The organism is Akkermansia sp. JRP_AM1 (assembly GCF_049262625.1).
Taxonomy (GTDB): domain Bacteria; phylum Verrucomicrobiota; class Verrucomicrobiia; order Verrucomicrobiales; family Akkermansiaceae; genus Akkermansia; species Akkermansia massiliensis.
Genome location: NZ_CP118234.1, coordinates 2,046,370 through 2,063,828, shown reverse-complemented (window position 1 = coordinate 2,063,828; position 17,459 = coordinate 2,046,370). Strand labels below are relative to the sequence as shown.

Annotated in this window: 14 protein-coding genes and 1 tRNA gene; 2 read left to right on the top strand and 13 right to left on the bottom strand. The window is 52.2% G+C overall.

What is annotated here, in order from left to right; genetic code table 11:
- Positions 1-310: 310 nt before the first annotated feature.
- The 12 genes from PVA48_RS09870 to PVA48_RS09815 all read right to left on the bottom strand — a co-directional run bounded on the left by PVA48_RS09870 (position 311) and on the right by PVA48_RS09815 (position 15,363).
- Positions 311-727 carry a hypothetical protein gene (locus PVA48_RS09870; protein WP_102729103.1) on the bottom strand — a complete coding sequence of 139 codons (417 nt, stop codon included), beginning with the start codon at positions 725-727 and terminating at the stop codon, positions 311-313.
- Positions 697-5,889 carry an RHS repeat domain-containing protein gene (locus PVA48_RS09865; protein WP_423231667.1) on the bottom strand — a complete coding sequence of 1,731 codons (5,193 nt, stop codon included), beginning with the start codon at positions 5,887-5,889 and terminating at the stop codon, positions 697-699. The genes PVA48_RS09870 and PVA48_RS09865 overlap by 31 nt, the downstream gene beginning before the upstream one ends.
- A gap of 403 nt (positions 5,890-6,292) precedes the next feature.
- Positions 6,293-6,700 carry a hypothetical protein gene (locus PVA48_RS09860; protein ID WP_423231666.1) on the bottom strand — a complete coding sequence of 136 codons (408 nt, stop codon included), beginning with the start codon at positions 6,698-6,700 and terminating at the stop codon, positions 6,293-6,295.
- Between the two features lie 467 nt (positions 6,701-7,167).
- Entirely contained in the window at positions 7,168-7,467 is a 300-nt protein-coding gene (gene tatA, locus PVA48_RS09855) for a Sec-independent protein translocase subunit TatA/TatB (protein WP_102729105.1), read from the bottom strand.
- 57 nt (positions 7,468-7,524) lie between these two features.
- Positions 7,525-8,952, bottom strand: coding sequence for a tetratricopeptide repeat protein (locus tag PVA48_RS09850; protein WP_102729106.1), 1,428 nt, complete (start codon positions 8,950-8,952; stop codon positions 7,525-7,527).
- Between the two features lie 11 nt (positions 8,953-8,963).
- Positions 8,964-9,584, bottom strand: coding sequence for a hypothetical protein (locus PVA48_RS09845; protein WP_423231665.1), 621 nt, complete (start codon positions 9,582-9,584; stop codon positions 8,964-8,966).
- Between the two features lie 207 nt (positions 9,585-9,791).
- Complete coding sequence (locus tag PVA48_RS09840; protein WP_423231664.1) at positions 9,792-10,499, bottom strand: pseudouridine synthase; 708 nt, start codon at positions 10,497-10,499, stop codon at positions 9,792-9,794.
- Between the two features lie 206 nt (positions 10,500-10,705).
- Positions 10,706-10,861 (bottom strand): small basic protein, encoded by a 156-nt coding sequence (locus tag PVA48_RS09835; RefSeq protein ID WP_012419301.1) that lies wholly within the window; start codon positions 10,859-10,861, stop codon positions 10,706-10,708.
- Positions 10,862-10,983: 122 nt separating this feature from the next.
- Positions 10,984-11,703: a tRNA (guanosine(37)-N1)-methyltransferase TrmD gene (gene trmD / locus PVA48_RS09830; protein ID WP_102712393.1), complete on the bottom strand. Its 720-nt coding sequence runs from the start codon at positions 11,701-11,703 to the stop codon at positions 10,984-10,986.
- Positions 11,704-11,721: 18 nt separating this feature from the next.
- Positions 11,722-12,841 (bottom strand): peptide chain release factor 2 gene (gene prfB / locus PVA48_RS09825; protein WP_215443679.1). Its coding sequence is split into 2 segments (ribosomal slippage): positions 11,722-12,756 and positions 12,758-12,841, totalling 1,119 coding nucleotides; the frame shifts between segments, so codons are not numbered across the junction.
- A gap of 295 nt (positions 12,842-13,136) precedes the next feature.
- Positions 13,137-13,538, bottom strand: a complete 402-nt coding sequence (locus PVA48_RS09820; protein ID WP_022396955.1) for a metal-dependent transcriptional regulator — start codon at positions 13,536-13,538, stop codon at positions 13,137-13,139.
- 136 nt (positions 13,539-13,674) lie between these two features.
- The gene (locus PVA48_RS09815) at positions 13,675-15,363 is read right to left on the bottom strand and encodes a 30S ribosomal protein S1 (protein WP_102712389.1); all 1,689 of its coding nucleotides are present in this window, start codon (positions 15,361-15,363) and stop codon (positions 13,675-13,677) included.
- Between the two features lie 302 nt (positions 15,364-15,665).
- Here PVA48_RS09815 and PVA48_RS09810 point away from each other — a divergent pair, with 302 nt between their 5' ends.
- Entirely contained in the window at positions 15,666-16,247 is a 582-nt protein-coding gene (locus PVA48_RS09810) for a nitroreductase family protein (RefSeq protein WP_102729120.1), read from the top strand.
- A 78-nt stretch (positions 16,248-16,325) separates the two neighbouring features.
- Here PVA48_RS09810 and PVA48_RS09805 read toward each other — a convergent pair whose 3' ends face one another.
- On the bottom strand, positions 16,326-16,802 hold the full coding sequence (locus PVA48_RS09805; RefSeq protein ID WP_102722899.1) for a GNAT family N-acetyltransferase: 477 nt from the start codon (positions 16,800-16,802) through the stop codon (positions 16,326-16,328).
- A gap of 95 nt (positions 16,803-16,897) precedes the next feature.
- Here PVA48_RS09805 and PVA48_RS09800 point away from each other — a divergent pair.
- Positions 16,898-16,974 (top strand) — tRNA-Pro (locus PVA48_RS09800).
- The last annotated feature ends 485 nt before the right edge of the window (positions 16,975-17,459 follow it).

The following is a 17,459-nucleotide window of genomic DNA, read 5'->3' as shown; positions in this document are numbered from 1 at the left end:
TCGACGCACTCCAGAACATACCTGCTATTCTGCAAAGAATTCTGGCTAGCATATCTTGGCACCGTGGTTACATAAATATTAAAACACCCATCTCTCTTTGTATATAACATATCACTCATAATCCCAACCTTGTTGATGCACTAGATTGCCTCACGCCTCTCCTGATACATGTCACGTGTTCTCCCTAAAAATCTCACAATGCCGAGGGTGAACACCAGACTAAGGAAAAGCAAAAAGTCTGTTCTCTCAAAATGAGAGAACAGACTGTCAACAATGTTGTTTGCTTTTCAAAAAAGATCAAACGAAAAAATCAGAGAGGCAATATTCTCATTCCTCTACGAGGCATTCCTATGATAGGCTGATCGCATTCCCCTTTCTCATATAAAAAAATAAAATCATTTGTCGTTTTAACTTCAAGACCGTTTTTCCAGTTTATATATTCCTGGGAATCCGAGTATGCTACATACGTCCAACCCTGATAATAAAATCTTATATTGACGTGATTATCTAAAAAAATATCACCTATATCAAGAAAAATGCCCAATCCTGGTATTATGCTCAAATACCAAGGCGTTTCCTTCTCAATAGATATTTTAATTTCATCAATTTCATACTTTTCAATTGACCTATAGTACAATATCAAGGATAACAAAAGTTGCAAAATATAAACAAAAATAATTATCTTTGTAATATTGATTATTTTTCTTGGCAAAATCTTTTTCTCCATGTATCAGCTATTTTACTTTTATTTTTATTCCATGTATCTTTGTCAAAATAATGTGATTTAAAAACTTTAGACAAATCCTTTGCGGCCCCAGCAGCAGCTCTATCAGATTCCACCTCTGCTTCACATTCCTGCTGTCTCGCACCAGAACGAATTAACGATTCTGCAAAATCCATTAATTGGGCAGCTCTTGCACCTAATTGTCCTTCGTGAAGCGCCCATGCAAAATGACGAGCATTATTGGCACCATTCGCGGCCATTTCCGGCTTAAATCCAACATTTTTTTGATTTCTCGGCGTATTCCCATGCATTAACCTTTTGAGAGTAGCATCTTTATCTCCATTAAATAAATTGTCAACATTATTAAATAATTTACTTCCTGTTTTCATTTCTTTATTCAAATCTTTAGCCAATTTTTCTGAAACTTGATTGACAAAATCTCCTTTCTCACTTCCATCTGACAAAGCTTGAAGGAAATCGTTGTAATTGTTCACTGATGGATCATTTGCCAATTGTTCAAGTGCTTTCGCAAATTTTTCACAAAAACACTCATCGACCTCACCATCACCATTTTTATCATATTTTCTATCAATATTCTGTAAAATATCATCTGCCTTAGGATATGATGGCTGAGAAGGCGTTTGCGAAGATCCTAATGCAGAGGGAGGTAATGTAGAGCCATTACACAAATATGGTTTATAGTCCGGAGACAACCCCAAAATGTCAGTATACCCTGAAACAAAATTATCATTAAACACATATTCGTTGATAACACCTGATACTGAAACAAAATCCCGATTAATCCATCGACCATCCAGAGGGTTGAGATAGCGGTAGTTGTAATAAACCATCCCCAGTTCATCGTCATGATATTCCGACGAGAAACGGAAGGGATTGACCAGGGCCATGTCTCCTTCAGCTTTGATAACGGCTCCGTAGGGAGCGTATTCATACAAGGCACGGCGCCCGGCCTTGGAACCGAAGAGAGCAATCGCATTCTTCATCCGGTCGTGCGTGAAGTACAGGTTTTCCGGATTACTGCCCATTCCATCATAGTTCCGCATGGCGAGAATACGCGTAGCTGTGGTCTCTACAGGATCCCACAGGTAGGTTTTTTTCAAAATGGGTAAAACCGTTTCATCCGCGTTTGCGGCATCCAGTTCTGCGATTTGCAGATAGTCCTTGTAAATGAAACGTTTCCGGGAAACGAGATTTTCTCCGTTGTATACAGATTTTTCCACACGCCGGTGCAGGTAGTCGTATAAACATTCAATGCGCATCTCACCCTGTACAAATTCAATGGCCTGGTTGAACGCGTTGTAAGTAACGCTCCATTCCCCGGTAGCCGTTTTCACCTTTGTCTGGTTACCTTCCAAATCATATTCCGGCAGGAAAGGAGTTTGCGTTCCTTCAATAATAGATACATACTGATTAAGTTCGTTGCTGGCATACACAGAAGAATCTGCGGTTCCTTCCCGGCCAGTTATCCGGTTGCCCATGTTGTCATAGACATAGCTGTATGTTCCACCCCGGCTCATTGCGTCGGCAACAAGCTCTCCCCGTTCATTATACGTATAATTATGTGTCAAATCGGGATTGGGAGTGTTGAAGTAATCCATTTTTGTCATGGGACGTCCCAGGATATCATAGGTATAATCAACCTTTGCGGGATAATTCTGCCCTCCGGGCCGAAGATAATCTACTTTAATGAGCAAATTCCTCTTTTCTTCCCGCGTATACCATCTTTTGAGGGTATTAGGGTAGGAAAGCGTCTCCAATAGCCCATGGTTAACATTGTAACCGTAATTAAAGGGAGCTTCCAAACCATCCATGGAGACATTCCCCAGCCTTCCCTTGGTATCATATCCATAGGAAACGGCCTGTACGGTTTCCTCCCCGCAAAGAAGGCTGTAGCCTGCAGCACGCCCCAGAGAGTCGCGAGTATTAGAGAGGACACAGGAAACAAGTCCTTGCATCTTTTCCGCCTCCAGTTCATTGTACTGGTTGTATATAAATTCCCGTGTCCCGGAGCCGTCCGAAACCGAAACAGGCATGCCGAGGTAGTTGTAAGAATAAGTGACCGGAGGCGTTTGCGTAGTAGAGGAATCGTCACAGATGACAGAGAGAAGTTCCCCGGTGAGCGGAGCATAAGTCCTTATTGCTGCGAGGGAACGGGGATTGATACTCCTCTCCAGCCGGTTCATGGAGTCATACTCATAGTTGGCGGAAGTTCCATCAGCATAGGTCTTGCTAAGAAGCAAACCGGTGGACGCGTCATAACGCCAAGTAGTCGTATCGCCATCCGTACGTTCCGTGGGATCTGAAACAATGGCCTCTTCCCCAGCCCGGAAAGTGGTCAGGGAAACCACGTTGTCCGCGTCATCATAGGCATAAAGGGCTGGCTGGACACCTGTACCGTATTCAGCAATTTTACGTCCCCGGCAGTCATAGGAGAAGCAGACCGTATTTCCCAAGGCATCCGTCACAAACGAGGGTTTTCCTGTGGCTGGATCATAGGATGTCGTGGTAACACCACCCATGGCGTTCGTTACCTTGACGGAGCGCCCGGCGACATCCTGCTCCAAGATGGTAGCATTGCCGCGGACATCCGTATTAATCAGTGTTAAACCATGTTCCGTATAAATGCGGGCGTGGGTGGTCGCGACGCCTGCCAGATCTGTTCCTGAAATCAGGAAACCATCTATCAAAACATCCTCCGCCATGGTATTGGAAGCTGGAGTTTGCCGTTTGATAATTCGTTTGGCGGATGTTGAATATTCCGTCCATGTAACGCCTTCATTACCCCGTGTATCCCTAATCACGGTTTTTCCGGCCAGGGTGGCATGAGTTGATGAAATGAGACTGATTTCCGAAGTCCTGACAGGGGCCCCTTCCGGCGTATAAATGGTAGAGGTCTCTTTCAGATAGACTCCATCTGATCCATCCTCAAAAGAGACAGCCCATTCCGTAATGCGGGAGTTGAGTTTTGTAGGGGAATCATCCAGCTTGACAGTTTCTCTGATGAGGTTTCCCATCGTATCATAGTCATAAAGAATGGGGGCCAAACCAACCGTCTGCTCCTGTGTTTTTTGCCCCTTTTCATTGTAGACATAGTCGGTAACAATCCATCCTCCTTCCGTATTGGGAAGTTCTTTCTTCACCGTCTGCCCGAATCCGTCCACGGTTTCCCGGGAGAGTACGATGCCAGCGCTACCTTCCGGGGAAGGGGTTGAAATGGTGGTGCGGACTCCGTTCTTGAGAGCCTCCACCATATAAATCAAGTGCCGCTGTCCTGTTCCTGATTGCTCCAGAAGAGTGCCGTCCGCGTGCTTCCGTGTGATAAGAGTAGCTCCTGTGGGAGTTGTTTCAGTTGTGGTCAATCCGTCTTCACTATAAGAGTAGGTTGTTACGCGCCCCAGTTTATCCGTGTAGGAAACACGACGTCCCAGCAAATCATAGCTCGTCCTGGTGATGGTTGTCATTGGACCGATGTCTACACGAGTTTCAAGAATACGGTCCATCGCATCCCTGGTATAGGAGGTGATCATTTCCGGAGTAGTTTCTGTTGCGGAGCGGATAACTTCTACAAGCTGCCGGGCCGTATTGTAGGAATAGGTAGTGAGAATACCGTCTTCATCCCGTTCCCACAGAGGACCGCAGCACATCATTTCACGTTCTGTAATACGGCCATTGGCGCGCGTGCGTTTAATCCAGCGGTTTTCACAGTCGTATTCGTAATCCATGGCTTCAACCAGCTTCCAAGTACCGTTAGAAAGCAGAACGTAATCTTCTATCCGCATGTCATTTCCCTGAGCAGAGACATAACGAATTTGACGCGTGCTTTGACCATGAACAGCTTTCCCCGATACTTGCGTTTCTTTCGTAACTTTGTAAAGAGATCCGTAAGAGTTATTGGGCTCATAGGTATAAGCTGTCTGTACTCCATTGATATCCCGGTGGAATTTAATTCGTCCTTGGGCATGGGGATTGGGAGCGGTGCCCAGCCAGGTTTCTGTCGCCTCAAACTGTGTTTTACCAGACCCAAGAGCCGTGGTCCGTTTTTCTACGCGGCGCACATGATTGACTGTGGAGTATTTGTAATTGATACGCCGGTACTGGGTAGCATTTCCTTCTTTAACAAGGGCGATGCGTTGATGGTCAATGTCCGAATCATAGAAATCCCCATCCTTATAATACGTATAGATAGCCTTGCGAGTGCCTCCGGCCCATGGCTCATACGAGACAGTGGGGCGGCTGTGCGTATCATAACCGCTAGACCAGATATTGTCTTTTGTGGAGGCGTTCTTATCCACTACATTGCCGCGCCCGGCATCGTCATAGGAATAGGTAGTCTTCCGGGAGATGGGACTGCCGTAAGCCATGGTTTTGTCATTTCTCTGCGTTCCTTCATCCGTCTTAGAGAAAGTTTCTGAAGTGCATGAAACTACCTCTCCCTCCATTCCTCTCTTGACTTTTGCAGTAAGCCTATAGCGGTTGCCTCCAAGTTCTTCTCGCTCTACCAGTGTGACAATCTCGTCTTCTCCGGTGCCTTTTGACATGCTCCAGGCGCCACCAGCCTGCCACCAAGATACCACATAAGGGGGACGACCAGCCGCCCGCTCTGTAACAATGATGCGGTCACGTTCTTCGTTGGGGCCAATATCAAAGGATTTGAAAGGTTCCCCTGTGAGCTGATACAAACCGGTGGAATTGTCTTTAACTCCTACCTGGTTTGGAAGATACAGGGCGATGGAGTAACCATTTTCACTAATATTTTCGATATTTGCCACCCCATCCCACAAGTTCCATATCTGACGCAGACTCCCGTCTTCAGCTTTTACAATATCAAGGTAACGGGCAAATTCGGAAGAAGAAATCTGTTTACCGGACCAAGTGTTATAACTGGAAGGCATTCCTGAAACAGTTGAATAAATAGTGGAACTTTTGGTATGTGTTTTAAATTCTATGTGGGAGGTTTCTCCCGAACTTCCGTATTGAACCCGGGCGGAGGTGGTTGTACCGGTAGAAACTCCGGCGCCGAAGATGGAATTGCCGTCTCCTCCGATGAGGTAATGATGTTTGCTTGTTCCGGAGACAACTTTCACCATGGTGTTGGGCTGGCCGATATAGCTGGAGCCGGATGGTTTCTCCAGACGACTTGCCATCGGATGATTGTAGGCAAGAGAGTGGATTGACCAAGCCGTTTCTGAAAAATTTTGGCCGTAATTTCAAGCATGCCTCCCGGTACGCCTCCCATGCCTCGGAAGGTACCGAAATTCGCCTGCCAAAGCATGTTGTTCTTGCTAATGGTAGCTGTGATATTTTTACCGCCGGAAGAACTGGCCCATTCTGCCGAGCGGATTTTCCGAGAAGCAGGGGCCCCTTCCTCTCCGCCCGGCTGCGTTGTATTTTCGTTCTGAGCTCCTTTCTGGCAATCGCAGTCATCTCGCTCACAATCTCCGGCATTGTCTTCATTGTCTTCCGGAACAGCTTTGCCCGGACTGGCATTCAGGCTAAATTCCAGGAAGGCTTTGTTAGCGTTCTTTTTATAGTCAATATTATCATAACTTAACGTAGCGCAATAAAAACCGGGAGGAAGTTTCCCGGAAGCAGAATCACTCTGTCCGGAGCTCCCCCATTCGGCCCCTGCTCAGGCAAGCTGATTTTCAAAGGACCCATGGAAAATTCGCCTAAATCGTCGACGCTCAAGTCTGCTGTAACTTGAATGGGTTCCCTGGTCTCCCCTGATGGATCACCAACTTTAACTATCCAGTAAAAATCCTTGTGGAAACCTTCAGAAGGAGGGCCCTCTTTAATGGATTCATGAATATTTTGAGGTTCACCAGTGCGCGTACGGGTAGCGGGAATGTAATATTTAAAACCAGGACATTCCTCAGCAAGAATCATGTTGGAGGAATCGGATCGGGATAGGGAATTTCCATTATCCCTGCTGTTATCGAATGTTTGTTCGTTCATCGATGTTGTTTTGTTAGATATTGATAAACAAAATATTGAGACTTGCATCACGATAGTATGCGTATTCTCAATAAGTATTCTCTGTAGCATACTTCTTTTTCAAGAATCAACGGAAAGAGTTGCCGGGTAATTCATGCCTGCAATGGCAGGAGAATAAAATTCGCATTGCGTTATTTTCGCAATCTCATTTTATAAGAGGAATTCTTTTCTTATTCCGCTTCATGGTTCACGTTCCAGCAGAAAAATCCATCCCCCTTCTCTTTCGCATATCAGTAAAATAAATAAATCCCGCGTATGATTCATCAAGAATTTGATCAAGTGGAATCTACGACAAAGAATATTCCATGGAATCAACCACGGAATATCGGAAAAGAAGGCTGTCTGCTACCAATTGAAGGTAACAGGAAAAAGTTAACAAAAAAGGCGGGGAAATCCCCGCCTGCTCAAGTTTTTTATCAGATGAAAACCTACTTACTCTCCTTTTTGGTTTCCGCCGGCTTCTCCGCTTCCACGTCAATGGGCTGGGAAAGCTCGGGAGAGGGGCGGGACTCCGGCTTGGAAGCGGGAGTATCGCTCATGGTTTCCTTCTCCGTCTTCAACAGCTCCTCTTCAAACTCGGACTTGGCCTTCTTGAACTCTCCCAGGCTCTTGCCCAGACCGCGGGCGAATTCGGGGAGTTTCTTAGCGCCGAACAGCAGGAAGACAATCACCAGAATGGCGATAATCTCCGGCGTTCCCAGTCCAAAAATAGCTAACGTGTTCATCATGGAGTGCTACGGTCTTTTTAACAGATTTTTTTCATGCCGGATACCTCATAATACGCTTCATGCGTCATCAGAGGATTGCTGTTCCTGTTTTTGCTGCTCCGCAAGCCTTCTGACGGCAAAACGGTGGAAACGCCAAACGACCAGGAAGATCACCAGGGAAAGCGCCGCCATGCTGCCCCACAGCAGCCAGAACGCGGCGGAAGCCGCCCCTTCGTCCCCCAGTTCTCCGGCCTGGTTCCAATAATAATAGGACAGCACCGGATTCCAGGACATGGAACTGCCCGGCAGAAGATGGAGGCGCGCCATGCGGTTCATGGCCGGCAGATAAGCCGCCTGGGCGGATGCTTTCATCAGGGAATCCCCCTGCGCATCATCGCCCCGCGTATAATACACCTGGGCCAGCATATACATGGCCTTGGGGTCCCCCGTTGCGTCTGCCGCGCGCCGCAGCAGCCTGTAGGCTTCATCCGCATCCAGTTCCCCGCCCTTCCCGTTCTGGAGCAATTCCGCGGCCTTCAGGGCGGCAGGGGGGTAACCGATGGCAGCGGCTTCACGGTACAGGGCCAGCGCACGCGCTGCCTGTTCTCCGGAAGGAGAGCCTTCCATCAGCATGTCCGCCAGGGCAGCCATGCTGTACGGATCCTTCCATTCCGCGCCTTTTTCAAACCAGTTGAGGGCTTTTTCCCGGTCAGGGGGCATATACTTACCGTCCCGGTACATCATGCCCAGTTCCATTACGGCGCCCAGATCCTTCCGGCCAGCCGCCTTTTCAAACCATTCCACGGCCTTGGCCGCATCCTGCGGGACGCCCAGACCATCCCGGTACTTGAACGCCAGAAGCCCCTGCGCCGTCAGGTTGCCGCTTTCCGCAGCATGAAGGAGGTACGGAACCGACTTTTCCGGAGAGCTGTCCGGAACCAGCTTCCGTTCATAAACAAGGGCCGCCCACAACGCCGCCTTGGAATCGCCGGCGTCAGCCTCTTTCCTCCATGTTTGGAGGGCTTTTTCATAATAGCGGGCCGCCATTTCCTCATTCTTCGGACCGCCTGTTCCCTTGGAAGCCATTACAGCCACCTGGTACTGTGCCGCGGCATTGCCGCCGTCAGCGGCGCGGGCAAACCAGTACCGGGCCTTTTCAAGATTCCTGGGGTACAGGCGGCTGCCTGTATAAAACAGCTTGCCCAAATCCAGCATGGAATCCACGTCCCCGCCATTGGCCTCCTTCTCCGCCAGGGAAACGTATTCAGACATCCATTTGGACGTCTCCGGGGCATTCCCCTCCACATCATAATGCACTGCCAGCTCCCGGGCGGCAGCTTTATCCCCGTTATGGGCTTTCTCCTGAAGACTGGACAGGTACGTCCCAAAATCCCCCTCACCGGCAGGAGCCGGGGAGGGAGCATCCTGAGACGCATGAAGCGGAGGCTGAACGAGGCACAGCCCACACAATCCGGCAAGGAGCCACCATTTGCACTGCTTCTTCATACCGGAACAAGTCAATCATTAACGGCCCCTGTTTCCGCGGGAGAAACCGCCGGAAGATCTGCCGCCAAAGCCCGGTTTGCGAAAACCGCCTTCACGACGCTGGAAGCCTCCCTCGCGGCGGTCTCCTCCGAAACCGCCTTCGCGGCGTTTAAAGCCTCCTTCGCGGCGGTCTCCTCCAAATCCACCTTCACGGCGCTGGAAACCTCCTTCACGGCGATCTCCGCCAAATCCACCTTCACGGCGCTGGAAGCCTCCCTCGCGGCGGTCTCCGCCGAAGCCACCTTCACGGCGCTGGAAGCCTCCCTCGCGGCGGTCTCCACCGAAGCCACCTTCACGGCGCTGGAAGCCTCCCTCGCGGCGGTCTCCACCGAAGCCACCTTCGCGGCGTCTGAAACCTCCCTCGCGACGGTCTCCTCCAAATCCGCCTTCACGGCGCTGGAAGCCTCCTTCGCGGCGGTCTCCTCTGAAACCCCCTTCACGACGCTGGAAGCCTCCCTCGCGGCGATTGCCACCGAAGCCGCCTTCCCGGCGCTGGAAACCGCCTTCGCGGCGTCCACGGAAACCATCTTCCCGGCGTTCACGGGAACGGAATCCGGAATCATCCCGAAGGTCTTCACCCTCCTTGATTTCATCCTCGTCCTCTGTATCCGCAAAGCGGGTTTTCATTTCCGGAGTAGGTTCATAAGAATCCCCGGCTTCAAAATCTTCCGGATTAAATACATAACCTTCATCAGAATCAGCGTTCTTCCCGCTCTGTTCGCCCTTGGCGGAAGTCCCGGCGACAAGCTGGGAAGCACCCAGGTATTTGCGCTGGCGGGGAGGATTCTTCAGCAGCAGGGCTACATCCGCATCATCCAGGAATCTCCAGCTTCCGGGTTCCAGATCGCCCCCCACAGGGAACCGATGCGCACGCGTACCAGCTTGCGGACGCGGAGGCCCAGGCACTGGAACATCTGGCGCACCTGGCGCTTCAGCCCCTGTTCCAGAACAACACAGGCGCGGCGCGCGGAAGCGCGGCAGACGTACTTGGCCTTGGCATTGCCTTCCGGAATGCGGACTCCGCGCAGGAACTGCATCAGCACGGAATTGTCAAAATTCTGATCTACCGTCACCCAGTATTCCTTTTCAATCCCGCCGGTGGGGTGGGAAAGGGTTTGGGTCAATTCCCCCTTGTTCGTCATGATCAGGAGGCCTTCGGAATCGGCATCCAGCCGTCCCACGTAATTCAGATGGCGCAGGCGCGGCGGCAGCAGGTCGTAAACAGTGCCTATGGCCCCCTGGGCTTCACGGCTGCATACGTACCCGCGCGGCTTGTTCAACAGCACCACGACTTCCTCCATGGGAGTCATGTGGCGGCCGTCCACTTTCACGAAATCCTTCTCCGTCACCCTCATTCCGGGCGTATCAATAACCTTCCCGTTCACTTCCACGCGTCCTTCCTCAATCAGTCTGTCAGCCACCCGGCGGGAATCAATGCCGCAGGATGCAAGGAATTTATTAATGCGGATACCTCCGTTTTCTTCGGAGCCATGTTGTTCTTCACTCATATTGGTATAATGTCCGCTATCTCAGCGGATGGTTTTGTATTGTTTGTATTACGGCAATTCGCGCGCCCCAAAAAGAGGGATGGCCTTCTTTGCCGGAAGAAAAAAGCCTCTCGGTTCATAGACATCCGAGAGGCTTCCTGTATTAGGAAAATGACTTGCCGTGCATGACTCCGCCGGGAAACTCTCCGGAGGGGGTAAAAGCAGGCTTAAGCTTCATGCTTGGTCTTCGGCAGGCCGAGAGGGCTTTGACCCTTCTTCCATTCGCCGCGTTCCTTGAGAAGCTTGACGCGTTCAAAACGCTTCAGGACGGAACGCTTGCCGCCTACGGTACCGGTTGCTTTGAGGCTGGAATGCTTGGACATGATCTTGTGTTTTGTAAAAGGTTCAGAAAGGTGCTTCACACCACCCTCACGGTGGCAGGCGAGGTCTTATAACGGAAGGCCCCGGTCTTGGCAAGAGAAATTTGACGCGGCGCTCAAATATCTCATTCCACGGCATCCTCCGGATGCGCCTTCAGCCACGCCCTCCATAAATCCGGACGGTTCAGCCGCGTACGCTCCAGAGATTTCCCGTGCTTCCACTTTTCAATGGCGGGATGGTTGCCGCCCAGCAGGATGTCCGGAACGGCCATCCCGCGGAACACGTTCGGCTTGGTATAGGCGGGCGCCTCCAGAAGGCCGTTGGAAAAAGATTCCTCCACGGAAGAGCGTTCATCCCCCAGCACACCGGGAATCAGGCGCGCTACGGCATCAATCACCACCACGGCGGCAATCGCCCCGTTCGTGAGAATATAATCCCCGATGGACAGCTCCACATCCACCAGCTCTTCCACCACGCGGTGGTCCACCCCCTCATAATGCCCGCAGAGAATGATGAGGTGGCCGCCGGATGCGGCCAGCTCCCCGGCCAGGGACTGATTGAAGGTGCGGCCCTGCGGGGTCATCAGCACCACGCGCGTTTCCGGCCTGCGGAGTTCCTCCACGGCGGCAAAAATGGGTTCCGGTTTCAACAGCATGCCCTGCCCGCCCCCGCAGAGGTAGTCGTCCGTCTTGCGGTGCTTGTCCACCGTCCAGTCACGGATGTTATGGCAGCGCACCTCCACCAGCCCCTTTTCACGGGCCTTCCCCAGGATGCTGCCGCCCAGGGGGGCTTCCACCATCTCCGGGAACAGGGAGAGAACGTCAATAATCAGTCCAGCGGCCATAAGAAGGGAAGGAAAACGTCAGCGTTCGCGCTTGTGGCCGCGCAGCATGGCCTCAATGAAGGGGTCCAGGTTGCCGTCCATCACGTCCTGAATGTTGCCGGATTCCACGCCCGTGCGCAAATCCTTCACCATCTGGTAAGGCTGGAAGACGTAGGAACGGATCTGGTTGCCCCAGCCGATGTCCCCCTTTTCACTGTACTGGCGGTCGGCTTCCGCCTGCTTCTTGTCTTCCTCAATCTGGTACAGCTTGGCGCGCAGCATGTTCATGGCCTCCTCCTTGTTGCGAAGCTGGCTGCGTTCGTTCTGGCAGGCTACAATCACTCCGGAGGGAATGTGCGTGATGCGCACGGCGGTTTCCACCTTGTTCACGTTCTGGCCGCCCTTGCCGCCGGAACGGTAGGTATCCACCTTCAAATCCTTGTCCAGAATCTCAATACTGATGGAATCGGAAACCTCCGGCGTAGCGTCCAGGGAGGCGAAGGAAGTGTGCCGCTTACCGGCGGAATCAAAGGGAGAAATGCGCACCAGGCGGTGGATGCCGCGTTCATTCTTCAAATAACCGTAAGCATACTCTCCATCCACCTTCAAGGTTACGGAACGGATGCCGGCGTCATCGCCATCCGTGCTTTCCAGATAAGTCACGGAAAAGCCGCGGCGCTCACACCAGCGGATATACATGCGCATCAGCATGGACGCCCAGTCACAGGCTTCCGTGCCGCCTGCCCCGGCGTGAATGGTCACATAACAGGAAGCCTGGTCCTGCGGGCCGTTCAACAAGGTCAGCAGCTCAAAATCCGCCAGGGACTTCTGCCATTTGGCAAACTCCTCCACGGCCTCCCGGCCCAGGTCGTCGTCATCCGCCTCCTGGGCCAATTCAATGGTAGCGTCAATATCCTCCAGACGGGATTTCAATGCGGAAAACGCCTCCATCCTGTGTTTCAGGGGATTCACTTCCGCCATCAGCGCCCGCGCGGCATTCTGGTCATCCCAGAAATCCGGAGCGCTCATGCGTTCGTCCAATTCGGCCACTCGTTGTTGAATGCCGTCCAGGTCAAAGATAGCTCCCGAGCTCGGAAAGACGGCTGTGCAAAACAGCCGTGTCGAGCGCCGAGAGATCTGCAGCGATATGGGGATCCATGCGCGGGAACCTATCACGAATCACCTGAACGGAAAAGGGCAAAATACCGATTCTCCCGGTCATTCTTTTTTCAAGGAAAATTTCTCATGGAGATACTCCATAAGATTCTGGCAAGGAACGGAAGATCCTTGTTCCCGGCAGTGCGGCTATCGGAAAAAGCAGGGGAAAGGACATATCCCACAGCCTGAACGAATCACAGGGCCGTGTATGGAGGTATCCCGTCCTTCCCGGATAGCCGGCACCCAAAGCGCAATGGAGGCTTGGTCCAAATCCCGCCCGCCACCGGAACTAAAACCTATCCGGCAGAATCTTCCCCGGCCCCCTCAAAAGGCCGTATCCGGCAGGACTTGAGCTTTTCAATCTCCTCAAAAGTCATGATATGCTCAATCTGGCAGGCAACCTCATTGGCGCGTTCTTCCGGAAGAGCCAGTTCCTCCCTCAGGAAATCAAACAAAATACCGTGGCTGACAATGATTTTTCCCGCGATTCTGCGGCCCTGGGGCGTCAGCTTGACGGGAGCATACTGCGTGTACTCCACCAGCCCCATGTCCGCCAGCTGCTTGACGGCAGACGTGACGGAAGGCATCTTCACCTTAAGCATCTCTGCAATATCCCGCACCTGGGCCGTTCCGCTCTTTTCAGACAGCAGCCCGATGGCCTCCAGATAATCCTCATTGCTCTTGGTCAGCTCCAACATGGTATAAGAGAACAGTTAATCCCTTAGGTGAAACTAACTCAAGACTTTTTCCATCCTTATTTGGAATGAGAAAAAAACCACCGCGAATATCACTATTCGCGGCGGTTAAATCAATCAGTGAATTACGTAGATAAGCTTACTTCTCTTCAGAAGGGCTCCATTCTTCGTTTTCACGGGTAGCCAGGTTGAAGGCGTGTTCCAGGCCCACCATGTCGCTGCTCGGGCGGAGAGCTTCAAAGGAGGCGGTTTCACGGCGGAGCTGTTCGGTGTCGTAATTGACGGCCTTGATGGAAAGGCCGATGCGGCGTTCGATGCTGTCCACCTTGATCACGCGGGCGGTGATTTCATCACCCACCTTGATCACGTCCTTCACGCGTTCCACGTGGTCTTCGCTAAGCTGGGAGATGTGAATCAGGCCGTCGATGTCCCCGTTCAGGTTCACAAAGGCGCCGAAGCTGGCGATCTTGGCCACTTGGCCGGTCACCATGTCGCCCACCTTGAAGCGGTCGTTGATGGATTCCCACGGATCAGACTCAAGCTGCTTGATGCCAAGGGAGACACGCTGGTCTTCCTTCTTGATTTCCAGAACGATGGCTTCCACTTCGTCGCCCTTCTTGAGGACTTCGGAGGGGTGGTTGATTTTGCGGGTCCAGCTCATGTCGGACACGTGGATCATGCCGTCGATGCCTTCTTCCAGGCCCACAAAGGCACCGTAGGGAGTAAGGTTGCGGACCTGGCCCTTGATAACGGTGCCGATCGGGAAGCGGGATTCGATATCCGCCCAGGGATTGTCTTCCAGCTGGCGAACGCCGAGGGAGATTTTCTGTTCCTTCACGGAAATGGAAAGCACCACGGCTTCGATTTCCTGGTCCAGCTTCAGCACGTCGCTCGGACGGGTGATTCTCTTGACCCAGGACAGTTCGGAAACGTGCACCAGGCCTTCCACGCCCTTTTCCAGCTCCACGAAGGCGCCGTAAGGCAGAAGCTTGGTCACGCGGCCCTTGACATGGGAATTGATCGGGTACTTGCGTTCGATGTCCGCCCAGGGATTGTCCGTCATCTGCTTCAGGCCCAGGGAAACGCGTTCCTTTTCGCGGTCCACTTCCAGAATCACGACTTCCAGGGACTGGCCGATGTGGAGCATTTCGCTCGGGTGGTTCACGCGGCCCCAGCTCATATCCGTGATATGAAGCAGGCCGTCCATGCCGCGGAGGTCGACAAAGGCGCCGAAGTCCGTGATGTTCTTCACGAGGCCTTCCACCTTGTCGCCTTCCTTGACGGTTTCAAGGAAGCGCTGGCGCTGGTCGGCGCGTTCGGCTTCGATCACTTCGCGGCGGGAAAGGACGATGTTCTTGCGGTCGTCGTTCACCTTGACGATTTTGAATTCGTAAACCTTGCCCACGTATTCGTTCAGGTCGCGCGGGGGAATGATATCCACCTGGGAACCGGGAAGGAAGGCTTCCACGCCAACGTTGACCATGAGGCCACCCTTGACGACGCTCTTCACTTTACCCTTGACCAGGCCGCCATCGCGGTACACGCCCACGATCTTATCCCAGTTCTGCTTATGGGCGGCCTTTTCCTTGGAAAGGACGACGATGCCTTCGTCGTTTTCGAGGCGTTCCAGAAGGACCTCAATCTGGTCCCCCACTTCGATTTCCTCGTCTTCAAACTCGGAAATGGAAATAGCGCCTTCGGACTTGTAGCCGATGTCCACCAAAACGACTTGGGGACGGATTTCCTGGATGGTTCCGGTAACGATGGAACCTTCACGCAATTCGCGGAACTTGCTGTCAATAAGTTCCGCCAGTTCAGTTGTGCTCATTTAAATGGTTGATGAGTTAGTATTGCCGATTTTTCTCATGGCCCCTTATTGGCCGGCGGGCAATCGGGGCGCCTTCCCCCGCCGGGCGAAAAATCGGTTGCCTTCAATACCAGTTTCACGCAAGAACTCAAGGCTTTTCTTGAAAAACTCCTTCCGATTTTTTTCCGGCCCTGCGGCGCCCTGACGGATGGCGGCAAAAACAAGCGCACAAAAACCTTGTAGCCCTCCCTCCCCATGTTAAATTCCGGCTAATGGGAAAATGCGGAACATCCGCATCCATCAACCACTCCCGCCGCAAAGCCATGAAAAAAATCATCCTGTCCCTCCTCGCTGCGGGGCTGTCCGGAACAGCCCTCCTTCACGCCGCGGAACCCGTCAAACTGGACCAGCCGGACCTGGAACGGGGGGCGCCAATTATGAAAGCCCTGTCCGACCGCCAATCCATCCGGAGCTTTTCTGAAAAAACGCTCTCCCAAAAAGATCTGTCAGACCTGCTCTGGGCCGCCAACGGAATCAACCGCCAGGAATCCGGCAAGCGTACCGCCCCGTCCGCCATGAACCGGCAGGACGTCAAAATTTACGTATGCACGAAAGACGCCTCCTACCTCTATGACCACAAGGCCCACGCCATGGTCCCCGTAAGCGACGGGGACGCGCGCCCGGCGGACGCGCCCGTTTGCCTGGTTCTTGTGACGGACACGGCGGAACCCTGGGCAGCCATGGACGCCGGCATCGTCTCCCAGAACATCTCCCTGTTCTGCTCCGGAACGGGACTGGCTACCTACCCACGGGCCAGCATGAACAAGGAGGCCCTGGCAAAAGCCCTGAAACTGGCCTCTCCCCAAACGCCCATGCTCTGCCATCCGGTAGGGTATAAAAAATAACAACTTCCGGTTCCATCCTTTGGATGGGCCGGAAAAGGGGCCATCCGGAACCGGAAATGAATTCCGCAACAGGCGGAATCAGGGCTCCGGCAGAATATCCACGTAAATGCCGGGAGAGCTCCCTTCAATGGGCATCGCGCCTACCGTCCGGGCATAAAAATCGGCCGGCCCTACCCCGCCGATGATGCCGTAGGCATGCCCCATCTCACGGAGTGCGTTCAATGCGGAAACCAGCAAAACCTTGCCCACGCCGCTCTTGCGCGCCTCCTCCGCAACCCCCATGGGGCCAAGAAAACCGCGCGCCGTCACGTCATAGCAGGCAAAGCCGAGAATCTTCTTCTCCCGTGTGGCAATATAACAGGAAATGGGCTGGCGGCTGAATGCAGTCTTCGTTTCACTCACCCACTTGGGAGAAAAATTCCGGCCTACCCATCCAGCCACCAAATGGCGTTCATAAGCCCCCGGCCGCCGGATCAAAATGCCGTCCTTCTCCAGCTTCCGCAGCTCTTCTTCAATATCGGGCAAATCATACAGCCGTACCAGCATATCCATCATAACCCCGGCACCGTATCACAACCAAGTGCCGCGGCGAATAAAAAAAACTGGACAAACCCTCCTTTCAACCGTAGACTTCGCCGCACCACAAACAACGAGCTGTAGCGCAGGCTGGTAGCGCGCTTCGTTCGGGACGAAGAGGTCGCAGGTTCGAATCCTGTCAGCTCGACCACTTTTTAAAGCTGCCTTCGGGCGGTTTTTTTGTTGTTTGAATACTGCTTTTCAAACAATTTCACACCTTAGAAACCCTATTTTCCTGTTATTTTACACTAAGGTGAATATAGCCCACTAAGTTTAATAAATGGTGCCATACTGATTGATTTTGAATCCATAAAGAGTATCAAGGACACAAAATCACATGAGCAAACCTCTCAGATTTACCATCTTCAAAATGCAACGTTGGGGCAAAATTCTCTACAGGATCAGAATACCGACCAGATTTGCAGCATCAGGGGAAAAAACCGACTTGTACTACAAAACAAGAGCTGAGGCTAAGAAGAACAAGCCCTGCTCAGAGAAAAGTTGCCTTGCCGCGTTCTCGCAAAGAGAGCAAGCATTCTTTGTTTTTAAAAAAAGGTTTCTGAACATCGTGTCTGGAGAAGGAACTTACAGGTTTCCCTCTCCTGGAATCCCTCATTAAACCTACCCTTCACAATC